The following is a 20,469-nucleotide window of genomic DNA, read 5'->3' on the forward strand; positions in this document are numbered from 1 at the left end:
AAAAGAAAAAATCGTACATTAAGACACTCGTCTAATGTACGATTTCATAATAATAAGGAAAAATGAAGTATATTCTTTTCTATATTTACCTACAAGGTCATTGAGCTATCGCTATTTATAGCCTTTTCCTTCTTATGCTTCCGTTTCAGCTTCAGATGAGCTACGACCATATAAAGAGTCGGAACTACAAACAACGTTAAAATGGTTGAAAAAATCAGTCCGAATATAATGGTCGCTGCCAATGGCTTGAATAGAATTTCTCCCATCGTAGCAATCGGTATCATTCCGACGATCGCAGTTAGCGAGGTGAGCAAGATCGGACGGAAACGGGCAGAGCATGCCATTAAGATGGCTTCTGTTAATTCTGCGCCTTCACGCCGCGCATCTTCAATAAACTCGATCAATACAATACCATTGCGCACGACGATACCGGCAAGTGAAATGATACCCATAATACTCATAAAACCAATTGGCATACCTGTAATAAAGCTACCAAGCACTCCTCCTGCTGCTGCCAGGTACACAGTCGTCATTATAATGATCGGTGTGGAAACCGAGTAAAACTGCATGGTGATCAAGAGCAGAATGAGAAAAACAACGATAACGGCTAATTTGCCTAAATCCTTAAACAAATCGGTCTGCGTAGATGTTTCCCCGTCCATTTCCCAAGTGTACCCCGAATCGAAATGTGTACTTGTAAGCTTGCTACGGATGTCCTGGGTGAGCTCCGTAGCCGTACGCCCTTTTGCATTGGCGGAGATCGTTACCGTCCGTTCCAAATCATAGCGGTGGATTTGCTGAATGGAAAAGTCCGGTTTCATCGTTGCTAACTGGGATAACGGGATCTGCTCTCCTCCCGCATTAGTGACACTTAGCTGTTGGAATAACACCTCAGGATCATGGTTAGGTTTATCCATGTACATATTGATATCCAGCAGTTCCTTACCCGTGTCAAAATCCGTGACCTTCACTCCGTCACCCATTAGCAACAAAGTGCGGGTTAAGTTGGAATAGTTGACCTGATATTTATCCAAGGCCTGCTGGTTGACTTGAAAATTCAAATTATAGCTTTGCATCCCCATATTATCGGTCACATCTACAGCTCCAGAAGTTCCCGCAACAATTTCTTTTATTTTTGTGGTCATCGTTTGCAACTTTCCAAGGTCTTCTCCTTTAATACGGACAGATACTGCACTACCGACTGGGATGCCTAATTGAGGAACACGTATACTTATTAATGCTGCTGGATATTTGGCTTGCAGCGTACTTGTCCAGCTGTCCACTGTTTTTTTGATATCAAAGACTCCCTCTTTACCAACAACAGTAAGTTGTCCGTGTACCGCTCCCACGGAGCCACTACCAGCTACTATATCGCTGTACATTTGAGGTGCTCCACCACCTGCCGTTGCTGCCAAATGTTCGGTTTCTGGCTGCTTTTTAACCCAGTTCTCAATCTCGGTTATAACCTGATTGGTTGCCTGCAACGACGTTCCTTCTGGCATCGTTACGTTGATTGTGGCATCCGGTTGGTCCGATTCAGGAAATAATTGAATGGGCACAATAGCAAGCAGTCCATAAGCTGCCGTACCAATCATAAGACCAATAAGCGCAGTGAAAAGTGGTCGACGCAGTATTCTCGGCATCCAGTTTTTAGCGTATACATTAGAGAGGGACTGAATTTGATTGCCAAGAAGCCCTGGAGGCTTGGTCGGTTTGCTACGTTCTTTACCTTTATGACGGTTATCGTACCATTGACGGAAAATAGGAATGATCGTAAGCGACATAATCATGGAGGCCAGCATCGTTAACGAAATAACGGTAGGGATCGGTTTAATAAAGTCTCCCATATTGCCCGGTAGAAATAAAAGCGGGGCAAATGCTGCAACCGTAGCCAGCGTGGCTGTAATGATCGATAAGGATACTTCTTTCGTTCCTTTAATTGCCGCCTCCGTAGCATCTTCCCCAAATTCAGAGCGTCGGCGTTCAATGTTGTCGTTTACCACAACGGCATCATCAACCAGTATCCCCAGTACGATGATTAATCCGATGACTGAAATTTGATTCAGCGTCGTTCCTGTCATCGGCAAGACAATAAAACCGATGGCAATAGAAACAGGGATAGCCAAGGCCACAAATGCAGAGGTCAGCAAGTTCAAACCTAATGTACAAATCACAATAACCGATGCAATAGCAATCATCATCTCTTTGGAGAGATTACCAAATATTTCACTTACACGGTCATTTTGAGCGAAAAGTAGTTCAAAATGTACATCCTTAGGTAAACTACTCGCAAGTTCGTTGATTTTGGCTGTTGCCGCTTTGGATACCGTTGGTACGTCTGTGCCTTTATCTCCACTCAAACTGATTGAAATAGCAGGCTTGGTATTCACATACGTATAACTCCCCGTTTTTTTTAAAACAAGCGAGGCTGAACCTATATCCTTCAAGGATATAGGGAACCCTTCTTCGTTGCTTGAAATCTGAACATTATTTAAAACATTGGGATCAGTTGAAGCATCTACTGTCAACTGATACGTACGCTGATTGAAATCCAGACTTCCTGTAGGCACTCTATCGTTTTCATTTTTAATGGCTTGAACGACCTGTTCCCAGGAGATGTCATATTGCTGCATTTTTTGAGTGTTCAGGCTTATCCGTACTTCTTGTTCTGGAATTCCTTGAATATTAACTTTTGAAATTCCTGAGACCGTTTTTAATTGATCTTTCCATTTATTCATCAATTCATTTAACGCATATAAATTTTCAACTTTATCAGAAGTGATTGCGTATGACCCGATGAAGGAGCCTGCCATACTATCATTGATAATGGGCTGCATCGCATCGTCCGGAAGTTCAGACTGCGCATCCTGTACCTTTGTACGAAGATCGGCCCACACTTTTGTCGGATTTGCCTCATCCAAAGCTTCTATACTTATACTAGATTGGCCCTTAGATGAAGTGGAAGAAATAGTTTTGACACCCTCCACTTCTTTAATTTTCTGTTCCAATATCTTCGTAATGGTTTGTTCGATTCTTTCAGGTGAGGCCCCTGGATACACAGTTGTGACACTGGCTGACATAGGAATAACGTCGGGCATCTCCTGTTTAGGTAACGATGCAAAATTGTAAATCCCTAGCAAAATACACATGCCAAAGAAAATAAGTGTGATTTTCTGCTTTTTAACGATATATTTAATCATTCGGACGACTCCTCCGATTTCCCAAGTACATCATTCCCAATTAAATCACCATTAAATAAGGTTCCTGCTCCTTGCGTAACGATTTGATCGCCTGCCTGTAGCCCAGAGACCACTTCGAGTAGATTATTAGTCACTTTCCCCAGTTTAATCGCGGCTTTTACGGCCTTTCCATTCACAACTTTAAAGACATACGGGTCATTTTCCGTACTAATTACAGCCTCTACGGGTACTAAAAGCGCTTCGTTTTGATTCATGCTTTTAGAAGCACTAATGACTTGACCAGGCTTCCAATTCAGTTCAGGATTGGGAATGCTAACTTCCACATTGATGCTTCCCGTTTTGGAGTTAGTCGATGGATAGATCTGGGTAACAGTCCCTGTTCTAATTTCATCATAGAGAGACATATTTACTTTTTGGTTTTTCTTCCAAGATAAGATTTCACTGTCCGGTACGGGGAGGAGTACTTTTAAAGTCTTGATATTCCCGACAACAAATGCCTCACTCCCGCTGGAGCCCAGTTGACCATCAGATATCTTTTTTTCAATCACAACACCTGTGATCGGGGAGGTTAAAGTAGCTTTTTTCAGTGACAAGGATGACTGTTCATAAGCAGCCAATGCATCCTCATAGGTAGCCTGCGCCTGGGCTTTGCTGGCTATCCCTTGTTGCCTAGTAGCCCTAGCTGACTCCAGCCCTGCTCTGGCCTGATCTACCCCAGCCGAAGCTTGTGCACGTTGTTCTTGGGATGCCCCTGCAAGCAAAAGAGACAATTTCTCTTGCGCATCACTTAAACTTTCTTGTGCGTTCGTTAATTCCAGCTGTGCATTCTCATTTTCCGTTAAGGATACTGCACCTGCCTGGAATAGACTTTGGGACCGTGCGGCATCCGCTTTCTTCTTGTTGTAATTATTAGTTGCTACAGTAACCGCATTTTGAGACTGTGCAATCTCCTGCTTTTTGGCGCCATTGTTCAATTCCTGTAATTTGGATTGGGCCGCATTGACCTGGGATTGTGAACTATGAATGCCCGCCTGTGCCGATTGAACAGAAGCCTCCGCTTGGCTAACACCAGCCTTTGCCTTTTCCATGGTTGCCTTTGCCCGATCCAGCTGTAACTGATAAGCAGATGTATCTAACTTCGCAAGGACACTCCCTTTTTCTACTGAATCTCCAACCTCGACCATGGTGTTCAATATACGTCCATCCGCTTCAAAGGAAACATTGGCCTCATTACTTGCCTGCAATGTCCCCGCCAAATTAAAATCATTGGCCAAAGGTTTCATTGCAAGTTTCTCCACTTTTACCGGGTGACTGGCTTGTGTTACAGAGTTCTCCGTTGCACTGGAGCAACCAGAAGCTACTATAGCTAATGCAACCCCTGCAATCATTATTCTGATTCCTTTTCTCTTCAACTAATGTCATCCTCTCTGATTCTCTCTTCTAAAGGTGCTATCAGCAACCCGTGGGTCAAGTAAACTTTTTCATTCTTTTTTCATGTTATAACAATGAACAAACAAAAAAATCGTACAAAGGGGCAAGCACCTTATGTACGACTGGGCAAATAAATAACATATTTTCAGTTATTATTTCTAAAGCTGTAAAATACCACGTTCCAACGAAACAGCAACAGCTTCGGATCTGGAATCAACACCAAGCTTGTTATAAATATTCGTTAAATGTGCCTTTACGGTACGCTCGGAAATTCCCATATCAAACGCAATTTCCTTACTTTTATAACCATGTGCAACAGACTTTAATATGTGCTTTTCCTTATCAGTCAGAACTAAGTTTCTTTCGTGTGACTCTATCTCAGCTTCTCTCTTATTCGTGGCAGCGAATACCCTTGCTGTTATTTCTGGCTGAAGCAGCGTTTCCCCCCTTAGCGCAGACTCAATAGTGCGAAATAAATTTTCTCGACTGGTATCTTTTAATAAATATCCTTTTGCTCCCAAAGAGAGTCCTTTAATCATTAAATCATCTTCGTTATAGGTCGTCAGGATAATGACTGGTGTTTCATTTTGTTTTTCTCTGAGGGCTTTCATGGTTTCCAAACCACTCATTTGTGGCATATATAAATCCAACAATATGACATGCGGCTGAAGTTCTTCAATCAATTTAAGAGCCGTTACACCTTCTCCGGCTTCACCAATAACCTCATAACTGTCATTGGTCTCCAGCACCAGCTTTAATCCTTCTCTAACTACCCAATGATCGTCGACAATTAAAATCTTGTATTTCATGATAGGTCTCCTTTAGTAAGAGGCGCCTCTATTTTTATAGCTGTACCTTCTTGAAATATACTGCTAATATTGATTTTTCCACCCAGTATCCGTACACGTTCATGTATACCTATTATTCCGTAATGCCCTGTTTGCTTGGCAATAATATCCGTATCAAATCCTTTTCCATCATCGCGAATCTCGATTTCAATCTTGCCTTCGTTATCTAAAATATTAATCCATACGGTATTAGCATGTGAATGCTTCGCTACGTTGGTTAAACACTCGCTTATAATAAACAATCCATGTTCGAACACCAGTCTGGGAACCGAAGCTTTAATTTTGATGTTGCGTATTACACGAATGCTCGTAGCCATCGTAAATCGCTGTATTTCTTCCTCCACTGCTTCTGCAAAATCAACTTCCGAGATGGTTTTCGAACGCAGATTGTCTATAGCTCGCCTTGAATCAGACAATGTTCTTCGCACTTGTGACATCGATTGTTGGACGATCTCCTGAGCTCTTTGCGTACTTCCTTTTGTCAGATGGGCATCAATGGCTTCAAGTTGCATGATTAGCCCAGCAAGCCCTTGAGCCAGCGTATCATGAAGATCACGGGCCATACGTTGTCGTTCGTTAGCAATTGTAAGTTCTTCGACCTTTTGATGTGCAATTTCAAGTTCTTTAAGAACGTTTTGCGTTCGGATTCGTGCTTTGACTTGTTTGAGAAAAAGAACGGCATAAGCTACTATAACAACTGCAATTAGAAAAAATAGCGGGATGAACAACACAAATTGCTTGCCATCATTATGCCAGACCACAGCCACACAAAAAAGTACATAGGAGATCAAAAATACAAGAATAACCTTAAGCGGCTTGTAATAAATGCCTATACTCTGACCCACCAAAACTGGCATTAACCCAACCAGTACAATGGAGAAACTTTCAGGTAGAAGAAATGCACTTGAAAAGATCAATCCCCCTTGCACAACAAAATAAGCCCATGAAAAATATTTTGCAACTCTTTGAGCATGCAAGTACAAGAGGATGTGCAATATGATGATTACAGTGAATAAGACACTTTGCGGCAGATTTAGACCGCTGGACAAATGTTGAAGAATGACAGACTCACTATAAATTATAAAAATCCATATTATAGTTAACACTTTTGAAATATCTTTCTTCTCAAATTCACCTTCACTTTCACTTATTTCTGGATCTAGATTTTGAATCTGTTCATTGAATACATCAATCATAATTCCCTCCTACAATTCTGAATTCGGCTTTTCAACTTATTAGAGACAACGCCGCTATGAGAGCGCCTGGTCCATTTAGTTTGAACAGAAATCATTTATATATTATTTTACAAAAAAACAAAAAGAAAAAAACGTACACATGGGCAATATCATTTGTACGTTTGGGCATTAAATACTATTTGCTTTTTAAGAATCATCTTCATTTCGGTATAAAAGCTTAATGCTGACTCTCCTCTGCACGTTACCTGCAGCTTCATTGTCTTCAGCAATCACCTGCCACTGTCTGCCGATGAGCCCTTGTAAAGTATCAATTTCGATAGGATCAAGATACAGATTTTTCAACGTGATCCCATCTTGCTCATAATCGCGATCTAGGGCTCGATCCAAACGAAAATAAAGCAGCCTTTTCAATCCATTGATGTGTAAAAACTTAAATTCATAACCACTAAGGATCGCTTCTTCCCACTCGTCTCCTATGTCTTCTGCCGTTTGACAACGTTCTTTGAAATCCATTGTTTTTTCTTTAACCTTGTCGAGCAAAGGAGTGAAATCCTGTTTTTTGATACATTCAATGATGACGTCTTTTGGTTCACCACTCGTACATAAGTTCTCGATCAGAAAGGCCACTGGGATGGACAATTTCACTTTACTCATTGGAGTATACTCCTTTACTCAAGTAGGAATTGAACCAAGCCACCACTTGTTCAAAGTTATCCACACGAAGGGACGGTTTACCGCTCTTTAGCAATGAATGATTGGACCCGGGATATCGAATGAGGCGTGTTATTTTACCCAACCGCTTAAGAGCCGTAAACAACTCATCCCCTTGGCTAACAGGACAGCGCAGGTCTTCCTCGCCGTGTAAAATCAGCAACGGAGTTTCAATGCTATTTACATGTGCCAATGGGGATTTGAACCAGAGTAGCTCAGGATCTTCCCACGGGTTAGCCCCAACGATTCCCTCTGTGTAGGAAATACCAATATCGCTCAAGCCATAGAAGGAGAGCCAGTTGGAGATGCAGCGTTGCGTAACGGCAGCTCGAAATCGGTTCGTGTGAGAAATGATCCAGTTGGTCATCAGGCCGCCATAACTGCCGCCAGCCACCCCGAGCCTGGTTTCATCTATACAATCAAACTGGTTCAGCGCAAAGTCCAAGGCGTCCAGCAGATCACGATAATCTCCTCCCCCAAAGTCCCCCCGGCAGGCCTGAGCAAAATCCTGACCATAACCAAAGCTACCGCGCGGATTGGTCATGAGCACGGCATATCCCTGCGCAAGGAGCGTCTGCATTTCATGGCTATACGTGCCGGTATACATCGCATGGGGTCCGCCGTGAATTTGTAAGATCAAAGGAACCTGATCCCCCGGTACCATTCCGGCCGGTTTGAAAATCCATCCTTGTACCTTGAAGCCATCCGAAGCCTCAAACCAAAACGTCTCTGGTGAACTCACTTGCAAGGAAGCCATATGATCGTCGTTATGGTGCGTAAGTCGCTTCTCTTCCCCTGTCTCCAGATTCATTTGATACAGCTCGCCTGGCCGGTCCACATCAAGTGCAGCAAAAACCAAATAGCGGCCGTCATCAGATAGCGTGTACTGATAGATATCTCTATCACTTCCGCCAGTCACCGCTTGAACATCCCCGTCCATTGTGATGCGGTATATATGAACAGCACCCTGCAACGTCCCGAGCACATACATTTCTGGCTTCAATCGTGCAGGAGCATATAACGGAGATGGAGACGGACCAAATGATTTCATATCGCTTAAGGCGAAGTTGCCGATTTTCATGTCTAATTCAGGAACCAATAGTTCCGGGGCTCCCCCCGTAACAGGCACGGTGTATAGTCGATTCTGGCTACCACTTCCATAAATGCGATCACTGGCGATTAGAGTCAAAGATTTGCCGTCTGGGGCATACGAAAATTGGCTAATCGCCAAGCTGGAATCCGTAACTTTCACCAGATTACCGCCGTCGCAATCGATCGTATACACATCCGAAAACGAAAGCATGTCTGCATCCTTCATGTCGTCGTCTACACGTTTGGACAAGAAGGAAATCTGCTTGCTGTCCGTGGACCATACAGGGTAAGATGCATTCCAAGGTCCCGACGTTATTGGCGTGATCCGGCCGTTTTCAAGCTCCAATACATATAAATGACTAAATAGACCATTCCACCAGCCCGATCCTTCAGCTTTGGGAGTGGTACGATCCACGATACGTCCCCGCTCACCGGATTGCTTGCTATATTCCTCAAGCCCCATGGCTTCCCGCTCAGCGTGTATACTCACCATACTTGTGAATACAATATACTTTCCGTCCGGTGACCAGACGAATGCACCCACTCCCCGCTTCACCTCCGTCTGCTGCTGTCCCTCTCCACCTTCAGCCGGAACCGTCCATAGCTGTTTGCTTCCATTCGCCAGACGTAAAAAAGCTAGCTGTAATCCATCGGGTGACCAAGCTGGAGCCGAATCCTTGTGGCCACCGGTCAACGGCTGATCGTCGTTCCCAAGAAGGGATGCGACACGGATGTGTGTTTGGTAGTCATTCTTTGGGCGATCTATGCTTTTATTGACGTAGGCAATCGTTCCATCGGGGCTTATTGTGGGATCACTGATCCACTGATATCCGTACAAATCCTCCGGTACAATTGATCGTTTATTCATGAGTAGCCTCCTTTTTTTGGTTAACGCCTACTTCCAAAAGTTCATCTATTCGTGAGCCACCTGCTCATGCAGGGGAAAATGACAGGCAGCAATATGTCCTGGAGTATGCTCTTCGAGCAATGGACTCTGTAGTCGGCATATCTCTTGTGCATAGGGGCAACGCGTGTGAAAAGTACAGCCCGAAGGCGGATTGGCAGGATTGGGGATTTCCCCCGTCAATGTGATCCGTTCTTTACGCAGCCTCGGATCAGGAACAGGCACTGCCTCAAGCAATGCTTTTGTATACGGATGTTGCGGTCTTGCAAACAACTCGTCACGATCTGCAAGCTCCACGATTTTGCCCAAGTACATCACCGCGATGCGGTCGCTAATATGCTTGACGGAGGGCAACCCGTGGGCAATAAAAATGTAGGTAAGCTGGAACTGCTGCTGAAGCTCCTTTAACAAATTCAAAATCTGAGCCTGAATTGACACATCCAGCGCGGATACAGGTTCATCACAAACAATGAGCTTCGGTTTCATAGCCAGTGCTCTCGCTATGCCAATCCGTTGACGCTGCCCGCCACTGAATTCATGGGGATGCCGATCCGCTAAATGCGCGCCTAACCCTACCGTTTCCAACAGTCGAAAAACTTCAGCTTTAAGCTCCTTGCCTCTAGCAATCCCGTGTACCTGCAGCGGTTCCGCGACGATATCAAAAACCTTCATTCTTGGATTTAAAGAGGAATACGGGTCTTGAAATACAAATTGTAAATCTCGTCTGACTTTACGGACTTCTTCGTCTGTTAAATCAGACAGGCTTTGCCCTTGAAAACGAATTTCGCCTGCCGTGGGTTCTAGCAGTTGTGTAATCATTTGTCCTGTTGTTGATTTGCCACACCCTGATTCCCCTACAATACCTAAGGTTTCTCCTGGCATCACCTTAAAGCTCAAATCATCAACCGCCCGTACATAACCGCTCTTTCTGGAAAACCAGCCCTTGTTCATCGGAAAATATTTCTTGAGCCCATTCACTTCGAGAAGCGGTGTTTTCTGTGCTGTCTCGTTCATACTGACACCTCCTCCATCCGTAAACATCTGACATAGTGTCCTGGATTCTTGGCCTGTATTTCAGGATGAATCCTTGTGCACTGTTCCTGGGCATAAGGACAGCGGGGATGAAATGGACAACCATTCGGCATCTGCATCATATTAGGAACGGTACCGGGAATCGAATCCAGCCATTCCCTCTGTTCCGTAAGCTTAGGGAGTGATCCTAGCAGTCCGATCGTATAGGGATGGCCCGGCTTTTCGAACAATTCAAATACGTCCGCTTCCTCGACTACTTCCCCGGCATACATCACGACTACCCGGTCAGCCATTTCCGCGACGACACCTAAATCGTGGGTAATAAGAATGATGCCTGTATTCTCTTCCTTGCTCAGCTTGTGGATTAAATTCAAAATTTGAGCCTGTATCGTTACATCCAGAGCCGTCGTCGGCTCATCAGCGATGAGCAGTTTTGGCTGGCAGGCCAAGGCCATTGCGATCATCACCCGCTGACGCATTCCTCCCGACAACTGATGTGGGAAATAACCTACCACTTTCGACGCGCCAGGTATACCTACCCTTTCCAGCATCTCTATACTTTTCTGCCGTGCTTCGGATTTGCTCAGCTTCTGATGCTGCCGGATGACCTCACTGATTTGGTTGCCAATCGTAAATACAGGATTCAACGAACTCATTGGCTCCTGAAAAATCATGGATACCTCGTTTCCCCGATATTTGCGCATTTCTCCCTTGGACAATTGGAGCAAGTCTCGTCCTTCAAGCAGAATCTCCCCGCCCACGACTTTACCTGGTGCTGCCACTAAACCCATAATAGACAAGGAGGTTACACTTTTACCGGAACCGGACTCTCCAACAATAGCTACTGTTTCGCCTGGATTCACAGTGAAGCTGACACCGTTGACTGAAGGAACGATGCCATCCTCCGTTTTAAAGTAGGTTTTCAAATGATTCACTTCAAGCAATCTCGTGGTCATCTTTTCCGATCCCCCGCTTTCTGTTATTCTTTCGCTTTCATATGGGGATCTAACACGTCGCGAAGCCAGTCACCGAGAAAAATGACGCCCAGGACTGTGATGGTAATCGCCAGACCGGGAAACGTTGCCACCCACCAGCTCGTGGCTATATACTGTCTCCCATCGCTCAGCATGCCACCCCAAGACACTGCCGGCGGTGTAATCCCTAACCCGAGAAAACTAAGAGAAGCTTCCATAATAATCGTCGTTGCTACATTCATACCGGAAATGACGATAAACGAAGACAGGACATTCGGTAAAATGTGCTTCAACAAAATCCTACTATTTTTAGAGCCAATCGCCTTGGCTGCTTTAACAAAGTCTCGTTCCTTGATACTCAATACCTCGCCCCGGACAACTCTCGTATAAGAAACCCAATTTGTAACCCCAATGACGAAAATGAGCGTAGTCATGCCAGGCCCTACCACGGCCAAGACAACCAGCATCAGCAGAATAGCCGGAATAGCCAAAAAGGCGTCGGCAACTCTCATTATGGTGGCATCCACCCATTTACCATAAAACCCGGCGAGGAGGCCGAGGATTGCGCCAATGGTGCCTGAGACCAGAACTGCACCAATACCGACGATAAGCGAAACTCTCGCTCCATATACGATACGACTCCACATATCTCGTCCTAGGTTATCTGTACCAAGCCAATGTTTCGGCAATCCACCATCCAGCCACATAGGCGGCTTCAGACGGTTAAGCGGGTCAATTTCCGCAGGATTGTGACTGGCCAGCATAGGGGCACATAATGCCGTTAAACTAACGAGCAGTAAGATTACTGCGCCGACTGTTCCGGTTTTACTTCGTAACAGTTGCTTCCATATGCGTCCGATACCGGACGGTTGTGTCTGCTTTTTGCCATCCAGGTTTAGATCTGGACCAAGGGCTTGTACATCATGAATGCCTGCCACGCTTCCCCCTCCCCTCTCTAGTTGTATTTAATCCTTGGATCAAGCAGTCGGTAAACGACATCGGTTAAAATATTGCTGACCACCACAATAAAGGCAATCACAAATACAGCAGCCTGAACGATAGCCATGTCGTGCGTATTCACAGCGACGACAAGTAACTGTCCCAAACCCGGCCATGCAAATACCGTCTCTGTAATCAGTGTACCGCCGATCAAGCTCGTAAATTGCAAGCTCATAATCGTAACGACCGGAATCAATCCATTACGGAAAGCGTGTTTTCCGATAACCACGATTTCTAGAATCCCTTTACTTCGGGCTGTTCGAATATAGTCCTGATTCAAAATGTCCAGCATACTGGAGCGAATGAGTCGGGTCATCTGTGCAGAAAGCCCGACACCCAGTGTAAAGGCCGGGAGTATTAAATGATCCATCCCGCCCCGGCCGGACACCGGAAGCATCCCTAACATGACGGAAAATAATAAGATGAGCATAATCCCCATCCAAAAGTTAGGCATGGCCTTGCCGACTACGGATAAACTGGAAATGATTAAATCGGTAAAGGTATTCCGTTTGACTGCTGAGATGACGCCCAACGGCACAGCAATGATGACCGCAAAAATCATGGCGGCTACTGCCAATTCAAAACTGGCAGGCAGCCGTTCCAATACTAACGGCAAAGCCGATTCACCATAGCGAAACGAGGTACCAAAATCTCCTTGTAAGGCACTGCCAATAAATTTAATGTATTGCGTATATAAGGGCTGATCTAGCCCCAGCGCCTGCGTTAACACTGCACGATCCTCAGCTGTAGCGGTCTCCGGCAGCATAAGGGCCACAGGGTCCCCAGTTACCCTCACCAGGATGAATACAATAAGGGAGACAATCAACAGTACAGGGATAACCTGAAGCAGTGATTTAGCGATATACGTTTTCAATCTGTCACCTCCATAACCAGCAGGCTTTTTTTAAAAGGACGGGCAGGAACCTTCATTGAGGTCCCCGCCCGTTCATTTCTCTTCTTTATTTAGCAGGTGTAATATCCTGTGCATAGAACATCTCATCGCTTCTCGGTTGGAAATTCACACCGTTACCGGTGCCATAAATCCCTTCCATTTGGAACAGATATACGGCTGGACGATCTTCAGCCAAAATCTGTTGCACTTGCTGATACTCTTTTTCACGCGAGGCTGTATCCAAATTCGTCAGCGCATGCTGCAGCAGCTTCTCTACCTTCGGATTGTTATAATCCGTTTCGCCTTTTGCCTCTTCTACCAGATAGCGATTATAGTTATTGGAAGCATCAAATAGAGAATTACCAATGCCGATCATAAACATTTCTTTGAAAGATTTGGAACTGTAACGCTCACTGAAAGCACTTGGCTCCAGCACGTCCAATTTAATGTTGAATCCTTCTTTATTTAACATCGCGGCTACGACCTCGGCATACTCTTTGTATATTGAGGATACTGAAAGGGTCAATGTCGGGCCTGCGCCAGCATAACCGGCCTGCTTCAGCAGTTCCTTGGCTTTAGCCGGATCATATAATGTTTTCTCATATAAGGAAGGATCGGCACCAAAGTTGCCTGGTGTAACCGAAGTACGGGTTACAATCCCAGCACCGCCTGCGATGCTGTCTACGATTCCTTTTTTATCAATCGCGAGATCTATCGCTTCTCTCACTTTGGAGTCAGCCGTAACACTGCCCTGACTTTGACGTAAAATCAATTGCAGCACACGCTGGATCGGAGCCTTAACGATTTTTTTACCCTCTTCGCCTTGAACACGTTCTATATCCGTGGAAGGGATACCAGATGCAATGTCAATCGAGCCTGCGAGCAGTTCAGATACACGCGTAGAGGCTTCTGGAATGGAGCGAAAAACAACTTGATCCCATTTGGGCTGACCTTCGTAATACTTATCGTTTTTAACGAGTACCACCCGGTCATCCTTGATCCATTGGCTAAATTTATAAGGGCCCGTACCTATCGGATTCTTAAGGAATGCCTCTATCCCATTTTTCTCAATATACTTGGAAGGTAAGATGCCAGCACCCATTTTGGATAAACGATTCAACAGCAACGGATCAGGTCCATCGGTGATGATGTCTGCCGTATGTTCATCTACCACTTTCACTTCTTTGATATTTTTAAAGTAGGAATTTTGTTTGAGTGTGTTATCCTTTGCCACTCTTTCTATCGTGTACTTCACATCTTCGGCTGTGAATGGATCACCGTTATGGAAGGTTACCCCTTCGCGCAGATGAAAACGCCAAGTGGTATCATCTACCTTTTCCCAGGAAGTAGCGAGTCCAGGTACTTTCTTTTGCTGACTATCATTTTTCAATAAGTAGTCAAATACGTTAACCAGAACAGCTTCACTCGCCGTATTGTTATTGTTATGTGGATCAAAACTTTCAATATCCGTAGCATTAGCAATTGTCAGTACTTTACTGTCGGTCGATGTTGCGCTGTCTTTACTATCGCCTGTGGATTGGGTACCGCAGCCTGCCAGGATCATCGCAGCAATCAGTAACGTAATCCCGCCTCTAAACCACTTATGTCTATTCATCTTGTCCACTCCACTCCATTAAGGTTGTATATTGCCACACAGCTGCATTTGAGCGTCTTAATCCCAATTTTATGTTGTCTTCAAAAAATTCAGCGCGATGGCCGACATCATGGCTACCCCATAAGGCAGTACCATTTCATCTAAATCAAATCTGGGATGATGTAATGGATAGCTAGTATCTTCATCACCTCTCCCACATCCCAGCCGGAAAAACACGCCGGGTACCTGTTCACAATAAAAAGCGAAATCCTCCCCGCCTGTTGACGGTTTGATGTAGTCCCACTCCTTGGAGCCAAACAATTGCTCACTCGTTTCCGTCATCAGATCGACCATATCCGGGTCGTTCTGCACAACCGGGTAGCCCTGCTGATAACTCAGCTCATATCCAGCCCCGAACGACTCACACACCCCACGGACCACCTGTTCGATCAGCTCAGGCATCCGGTTACGCAGTTCCGCAGATAGGGTACGCACGGTACCGATCATCTCTACTTCCGGTGCAATGGCCGCTCCCATATAACCGCCACTAATTTTGCCAATCGTAATGACCATGGTTTCAAGGGGATCAACCATACGACTTGGAATGTTTTGCAGGGCAGAAATAACCTGCGCGGACACGGCAATGGCGTCTATTCCCTCGTGTGGACGGGCAGCATGACCGCCTTTGCCTAGAATCTTAATGGTTAAGCTATCTGCCGATGCAAAAGCGACCCCTTTGCTGACCCCCAGTGTTCCTGTCTTCAGACCCGGGAACATATGTAGTCCTGCCATCGCATCCACTTTTGGATTCTCCAATACACCGTCATCGATCATAGCCTTGGCCCCTGCCAAACCTTCTTCAGCCGGCTGAAAGACAAATTTGATATTTCCTCTTTCAGGTCGTTCCAAATGAGCAAGTAACTGTGCAGTTCCCATCAGTATGGCTGTATGGGCATCATGCCCACATAAATGGGCCTTACCTGGGATCTCCGAACGATAGGGAACCGTTTTTTGATCCTGAATCGGTAATGCATCCATATCTGCCCTTAGACCGATGGTAGGCCCTGGGCTCTTTCCCCGTAACAGACCCACAACCCCGGTTTTCCCTACCTGGGTTGTCACCTCCAACCCGAGACTACGCAAGTGCTCGGCTACAATGCCCGATGTTCGAATCTCTTCATAACCCGTTTCAGGATGGCGATGAAAATCCCTTCGCCATGTGATCAATTGCTCTTGAAGTGGTCTAGATAAAGCCAAAAGCTCGTGTATGTTCATGTTTTCACCCTCCCCACTCGAATCGTATTCTTTTTCTGTATGATATCGTTAGCCTTTTGCAACTACTCTTGCATAAATGGCATCTGCGGAATGTCCGATATGATGCTTCATCATTTCCCGCGACTTCTCAGCATCTCGTGCCCGAAGTGCACTCAAAATTTCTGTATGGACGTCGTAATTCACCGTCCGAATCTGATCATCATAGGGCATGAGATCAAGTGCCGGGTTAATCTTGGTACGAATCTGCCTAACCGCATCTTCACAAAATGGATTGCCAGATGCTTTGGCAATGGCCAGATGGAATTTAACATCCAAGGCCCGAAACCATTCTCGGGTACAGTCCGCTTCAATACTCTGTTCCAGGTAATGCTGAAGCAGGTCCAGTTCATCCGTGGTGATCCGCGCAGCCGCTAAAAAAGCACCCTCTGGCTCCACAATCATCCGATATTCAAAGACCTTCAGCATGTGCTCCCAATCTTTTGCAATTTCTTCCCGGGTACGTTTATGAGAGTTTGCTGTCACTGGAAGAACAAAGGTCCCTCCCTTGGCACCTACTCTCTTTTCAATGAGTCCCTTGGATTCCAATTGAGATAACGCCTCACGAACTGTAATTCTACTGGCATTAAATATTTCTGCGAGTTCCCGTTCTGTCGGTAGTTGCTCCTCGCTAAGCAATTCCTTTAAAATAATAGCCTCTTCCAACTGCTCTCTAATAAAATCACTCACTTTTTTAGCTGATACTTTTTCAAAGCGCAGAGGAGTTTGGATTAACATATGAACACTCCGATCATAAATCTTTAAGGTCTAAACCTTATACCATTGTAAAAAACAAAAAAATATAAATCTGTTGTTATCATAATACCTAGTAAACCTATATGCAATACTTTTTTTAAAAATATTTATGATGCTTTCGAAACAATAAAAAGAAGCAGCCCCTTACAGAGCTGCTAAATCTTTGGTTATCCTTATGCATCATATAAAAAGCACGCAACAGGTTATCCTGTGCGCGCTCGGTCATTCTCTATTTCTCCTCCAACTCATCCGGTACATCGTATTTATTGATATGTGAGGTCATTGCTGCAACTGCTTCGCTGGCATCCGTCGTGGCCGGCACTTCTCTAACCACATCATCCGTCTGGTCACGAAAATTCAAACGGTCTGCCTCGACTACTTTCTGTTGATTTGGTTTCATTTTTCATATCGCTCCTTTCTTATTCCAGTACCTGATCTCTTTCCGTTAACGTGTACAAAGGTACTTCCCGTTCCTCTTCTGGATGGTTCAGCGCATAAATGCGTGCCGTCTCTCTCTGCTCGTTCACATGCTGAATATAAATGGGTAACCCATCACACAACACATTCGCCATTATGGAAGAGGACGCTATTTCTTGCGCTCTTTGAACATTCATTTAGAAAAAACCTCCCTTGCTAAGTAGAGTTCCCCCTTACTATGCACGAGGTAAATATTTGTTATACACATTTCATGCCAACATGTGTTTTATGATCATGAAAGGATATCATTTGAAAAAATAAATATTATTGTTATTATGGATTGAGAGATTCAGTGAAAACTGCGATCTTAATTGTAGAGAAAAGGAGTAATGATGAATGTTAAACATATTAATGGTTAACTTTCCGGCAGAAGGACATGTAAACCCTACGATCGGGATGACGCAAGCCTTTGCAGCACGAGGGGACCAAGTACATTACATTACAACTGAGAAATACAAGGACAGACTCGAAGCCGTTGGAGCAACGGTTCACCTGCATACCGATCTGATCAGGACTGCTTCTATTGATTCCAGTACTCCGGCTGGGTTGAGTGCATTTATGAATATTCATATTCAGACTTCGATGGACATATTAGCAATCACTAAGCAACTGTCTGAAAGCACTGATTTTGACTTTGTATTCTATGATAGATTCGGAGCTGGCGAGTTAGTTAGAGACTATTTGAAAATCCCTGGTATTGCTTCCTCCCCATCTTTTCTGATTTCGCAGAATCGGATGGCTACCAATCTCTTTCGCTCTAATGGAAATGAGCCGTTTCAACTTGATGAACAGGCCACGACCTCACTACATCTCATGAAAGAAAGATTCGGTGTTGCTCCCAAAGATATGGTTCAATTTATGAACAATACAGGGGCTCTAAACGTTGTATACACCAGCCGATATTTCCAACCAGACGCTGACAGCTTTGGTGAAGAGAATCTCTTTATTGGTCCCAGCTTCCCAGAACGCAAAGGGGAAAATTCATTTCCTTTGGACGCACTACAAGATAAAAAAGTTCTGTATATTTCGATGGGAACGGTTTTGGATCATGTTGAGGACTTTTTCAACACCTGTATTGAAGCTTTTTCCGATTTTGAAGGTATCGTCGTGATTGCAGCTGGCGAGAAAGCTGACTTTACGAAAATCAATCCAGCCCCAGAGCACTTTATCATCTCGCCCTATGTTCCCCAATTGGAGGTACTACGTCATTCAGATGTATTTATTACTCATGGTGGAATGAACAGTGTGAATGAAGGGATTCACTTTAATGTACCCTTGGTTGTACTGCCTCAGGACAAGGATCAGCCCATGGTCGCGCAGCGGTTAACAGAACTTCAGGCTGGCTATCGAATAACCAAAGACCAAATCAATGTCCAATCGTTAAGAGGTGCCGTAGATGAGGTAATGTCGAACGCGGCGTATAAAGAGGGCGTACAAAAAATAAATGATAGCTTCCAGCAATCTGGCGGTACAGAAGTAGCCCTCGCAAAAATTGATGCCTATCTTCAAAATAAGCTTGTGTAAATCACACGATTACAATTCTACAAAAAACAGGAGCCCTGACCATCAATGGTCGGGTTCCTGTTTGTCATGCATTTCCTATGTGGATATATCCCACTTCTGAAACGAAGCCATCGTACACTTTCCGCTCGCGAACGCTCGAATGCCCGTAGATTCCACTCCCGGATACACTCTTCCTGTGAGGACGTATTCACCGTCGCCGATGAATATTTCCACCGAGCTTTTATCGACAAAAACCCGAAGCTCCAGACGGCCCTCGTGTAAGTCCAAAGGCACTCTTCTCTCTCCTCCTGGGCCTATACCAGCACGTTCACGGTTGAAACGGAACAGACCGTCATCGGGACGATACGACAGTACAGTCTCCTCTTCGCTACCCACCCGCAGTTTCAAACCGAATTCATCGGTGTTACTGGCCTCAAACTCAAATACGACCTTCAGTTCGTAGCTATCTCCGCGCGTGTCCATAATCTGCTCACCTGTCAGTAAGATATCCCGCTGCTCGAACAGATTGCATCGGTAATTCTTTACCTCTTCAAGCGGACGGAACAGCAGCCTGGCGCCGTCGATAACCACTTCCCGCGGAAGACTCATCGCACCAGCCCAATGGTGCCCCTGCTGGGTCGGCATCTCCGACTCCCACATATCCATCCATCCGATGACGATACGCCGCCCTTTATCATCCAAGGTTGACTGTGGGGCATAGAAATCGAATCCGTGATCCACCTGAGCATACCGCTCTGCCGTAAATGTTCCGGCAGCGGAATTGAAATCACCTATACCGTACATGGTGGAATGCAGATTGCGGTAAGCCTCCCCCTGCGCAGGCATGCGCTGCGGGGACAGCATAAATACGTGCCGACCACCGAGCGGGAACAGATCCGGGCACTCCCAATTATCGCCGAAGCGTCCGTCACTCACGGCTAGTACATTGACATACGTCCAGCTTTTCAGGTCTTCAGAACGGTAAAGCAGTACAAGTCCGTTCCCTTTCGCATCATTAGAACCGAGAACGGCGTAATATTGACCTTCGTGTCTGAACACCTTAGGGTCACGGAAGTCTTTACGGCTGATCGTGTCCGGTATGGCGTCATAACCGATGACCGGGTTGCCCTCCCACTTTTCGAACGTTACTCCGTCTTCTGATACTGCGATTCCCTGCGACTGCTTGTAATCCTGATCTTTGTCAGGCCCGGTTACAACATGTCCGGTATACATCAGGACAAGCTTCCCGTCCTGCTCAATCGCACTGCCAGAGAAGCAGCCATCCTGGTCGAACTCACCGTCCGGTGCCAAAGCGATCGGCAGATAATCCCACTTCATAAGATCGCGGCTGACTGCATGTCCCCAGTGCATCGGTCCCCATACTGATTTATACGGATAATGTTGATAGAACAAGTGATACTGCCCGTTATATTGAATGAAGCCGTTCGGATCGTTCATCCAGCCGAATTCAGCCATTAAGTGGTAGTTCAGCCGATAATCCGGCCGAAGCATATGCTTCGATTGGGAAATAAATTGATCTGCACGCTCT

17 protein-coding genes are annotated in these 20,469 nt (G+C 45.3%); 1 reads left to right on the forward strand and 16 read right to left on the reverse strand.

The annotated features are described in order from the left end of the window. Positions 1-89: 89 nt before the first annotated feature. The 15 genes from ACUUJN_RS22900 to ACUUJN_RS22970 form a co-directional block, all read right to left on the reverse strand. Complete coding sequence (locus ACUUJN_RS22900; RefSeq protein ID WP_023990415.1) at positions 90-3,200, reverse strand: efflux RND transporter permease subunit; 3,111 nt, start codon at positions 3,198-3,200, stop codon at positions 90-92. After that, positions 3,197-4,588 (reverse strand): efflux RND transporter periplasmic adaptor subunit, encoded by a 1,392-nt coding sequence (locus tag ACUUJN_RS22905; RefSeq protein ID WP_034095099.1) that lies wholly within the window; start codon positions 4,586-4,588, stop codon positions 3,197-3,199. The genes ACUUJN_RS22900 and ACUUJN_RS22905 overlap by 4 nt, the downstream gene beginning before the upstream one ends. A 201-nt stretch (positions 4,589-4,789) precedes the next feature. Beyond that, positions 4,790-5,440, reverse strand: a complete 651-nt coding sequence (locus tag ACUUJN_RS22910; protein ID WP_023990417.1) for a response regulator — start codon at positions 5,438-5,440, stop codon at positions 4,790-4,792. Further along, positions 5,437-6,675 carry a sensor histidine kinase gene (locus ACUUJN_RS22915; protein WP_028541767.1) on the reverse strand — a complete coding sequence of 413 codons (1,239 nt, stop codon included), beginning with the start codon at positions 6,673-6,675 and terminating at the stop codon, positions 5,437-5,439. Before ACUUJN_RS22915 ends, ACUUJN_RS22910 begins: the two co-directional genes overlap by 4 nt. 186 nt (positions 6,676-6,861) lie before the next feature. Further along, positions 6,862-7,329: a hypothetical protein gene (locus tag ACUUJN_RS22920; protein ID WP_028541766.1), complete on the reverse strand. Its 468-nt coding sequence runs from the start codon at positions 7,327-7,329 to the stop codon at positions 6,862-6,864. Further along, positions 7,322-9,346 (reverse strand): S9 family peptidase, encoded by a 2,025-nt coding sequence (locus tag ACUUJN_RS22925; RefSeq protein WP_028541765.1) that lies wholly within the window; start codon positions 9,344-9,346, stop codon positions 7,322-7,324. Before ACUUJN_RS22925 ends, ACUUJN_RS22920 begins: the two co-directional genes overlap by 8 nt. A gap of 45 nt (positions 9,347-9,391) precedes the next feature. After that, positions 9,392-10,396 carry an ABC transporter ATP-binding protein gene (locus tag ACUUJN_RS22930; protein ID WP_053326145.1) on the reverse strand — a complete coding sequence of 335 codons (1,005 nt, stop codon included), beginning with the start codon at positions 10,394-10,396 and terminating at the stop codon, positions 9,392-9,394. Further along, entirely contained in the window at positions 10,393-11,370 is a 978-nt protein-coding gene (locus ACUUJN_RS22935) for an ABC transporter ATP-binding protein (protein WP_484668960.1), read from the reverse strand. The genes ACUUJN_RS22930 and ACUUJN_RS22935 overlap by 4 nt, the downstream gene beginning before the upstream one ends. A gap of 23 nt (positions 11,371-11,393) precedes the next feature. Continuing rightward, entirely contained in the window at positions 11,394-12,326 is a 933-nt protein-coding gene (locus ACUUJN_RS22940) for an ABC transporter permease (RefSeq protein ID WP_023990422.1), read from the reverse strand. A 17-nt stretch (positions 12,327-12,343) separates the two neighbouring features. After that, positions 12,344-13,261 (reverse strand): ABC transporter permease, encoded by a 918-nt coding sequence (locus ACUUJN_RS22945; protein WP_023990423.1) that lies wholly within the window; start codon positions 13,259-13,261, stop codon positions 12,344-12,346. An 85-nt stretch (positions 13,262-13,346) separates the two neighbouring features. After that, the gene (locus tag ACUUJN_RS22950) at positions 13,347-14,894 is read right to left on the reverse strand and encodes an ABC transporter substrate-binding protein (RefSeq protein ID WP_023990424.1); all 1,548 of its coding nucleotides are present in this window, start codon (positions 14,892-14,894) and stop codon (positions 13,347-13,349) included. A 69-nt stretch (positions 14,895-14,963) separates the two neighbouring features. Further along, positions 14,964-16,148: a M20 metallopeptidase family protein gene (locus tag ACUUJN_RS22955; protein WP_023990425.1), complete on the reverse strand. Its 1,185-nt coding sequence runs from the start codon at positions 16,146-16,148 to the stop codon at positions 14,964-14,966. Between the two features lie 48 nt (positions 16,149-16,196). Then, a complete protein-coding gene (locus ACUUJN_RS22960; protein ID WP_023990426.1) occupies positions 16,197-16,922 on the reverse strand; it encodes a FadR/GntR family transcriptional regulator in 726 nt (241 codons plus the stop codon). Positions 16,923-17,169: 247 nt separating this feature from the next. Continuing rightward, positions 17,170-17,340, reverse strand: coding sequence for a hypothetical protein (locus tag ACUUJN_RS22965; protein WP_007432293.1), 171 nt, complete (start codon positions 17,338-17,340; stop codon positions 17,170-17,172). A 19-nt stretch (positions 17,341-17,359) separates the two neighbouring features. Then, positions 17,360-17,554: an H-type small acid-soluble spore protein gene (locus ACUUJN_RS22970; protein WP_484668961.1), complete on the reverse strand. Its 195-nt coding sequence runs from the start codon at positions 17,552-17,554 to the stop codon at positions 17,360-17,362. A gap of 199 nt (positions 17,555-17,753) precedes the next feature. Between ACUUJN_RS22970 and ACUUJN_RS22975 the strand changes: the two genes are divergently transcribed. Then, a complete protein-coding gene (locus ACUUJN_RS22975; protein ID WP_484668962.1) occupies positions 17,754-18,941 on the forward strand; it encodes a macrolide family glycosyltransferase in 1,188 nt (395 codons plus the stop codon). 75 nt (positions 18,942-19,016) lie between these two features. Here ACUUJN_RS22975 and ACUUJN_RS22980 read toward each other — a convergent pair whose 3' ends face one another. Continuing rightward, on the reverse strand, positions 19,017-20,432 hold the full coding sequence (locus tag ACUUJN_RS22980) for a glycoside hydrolase family 32 protein (RefSeq protein ID WP_484668963.1): 1,416 nt from the start codon (positions 20,430-20,432) through the stop codon (positions 19,017-19,019). Positions 20,433-20,469 lie beyond the last annotated feature (37 nt).

This window comes from Paenibacillus sp. LRG-1 (assembly GCF_057220305.1).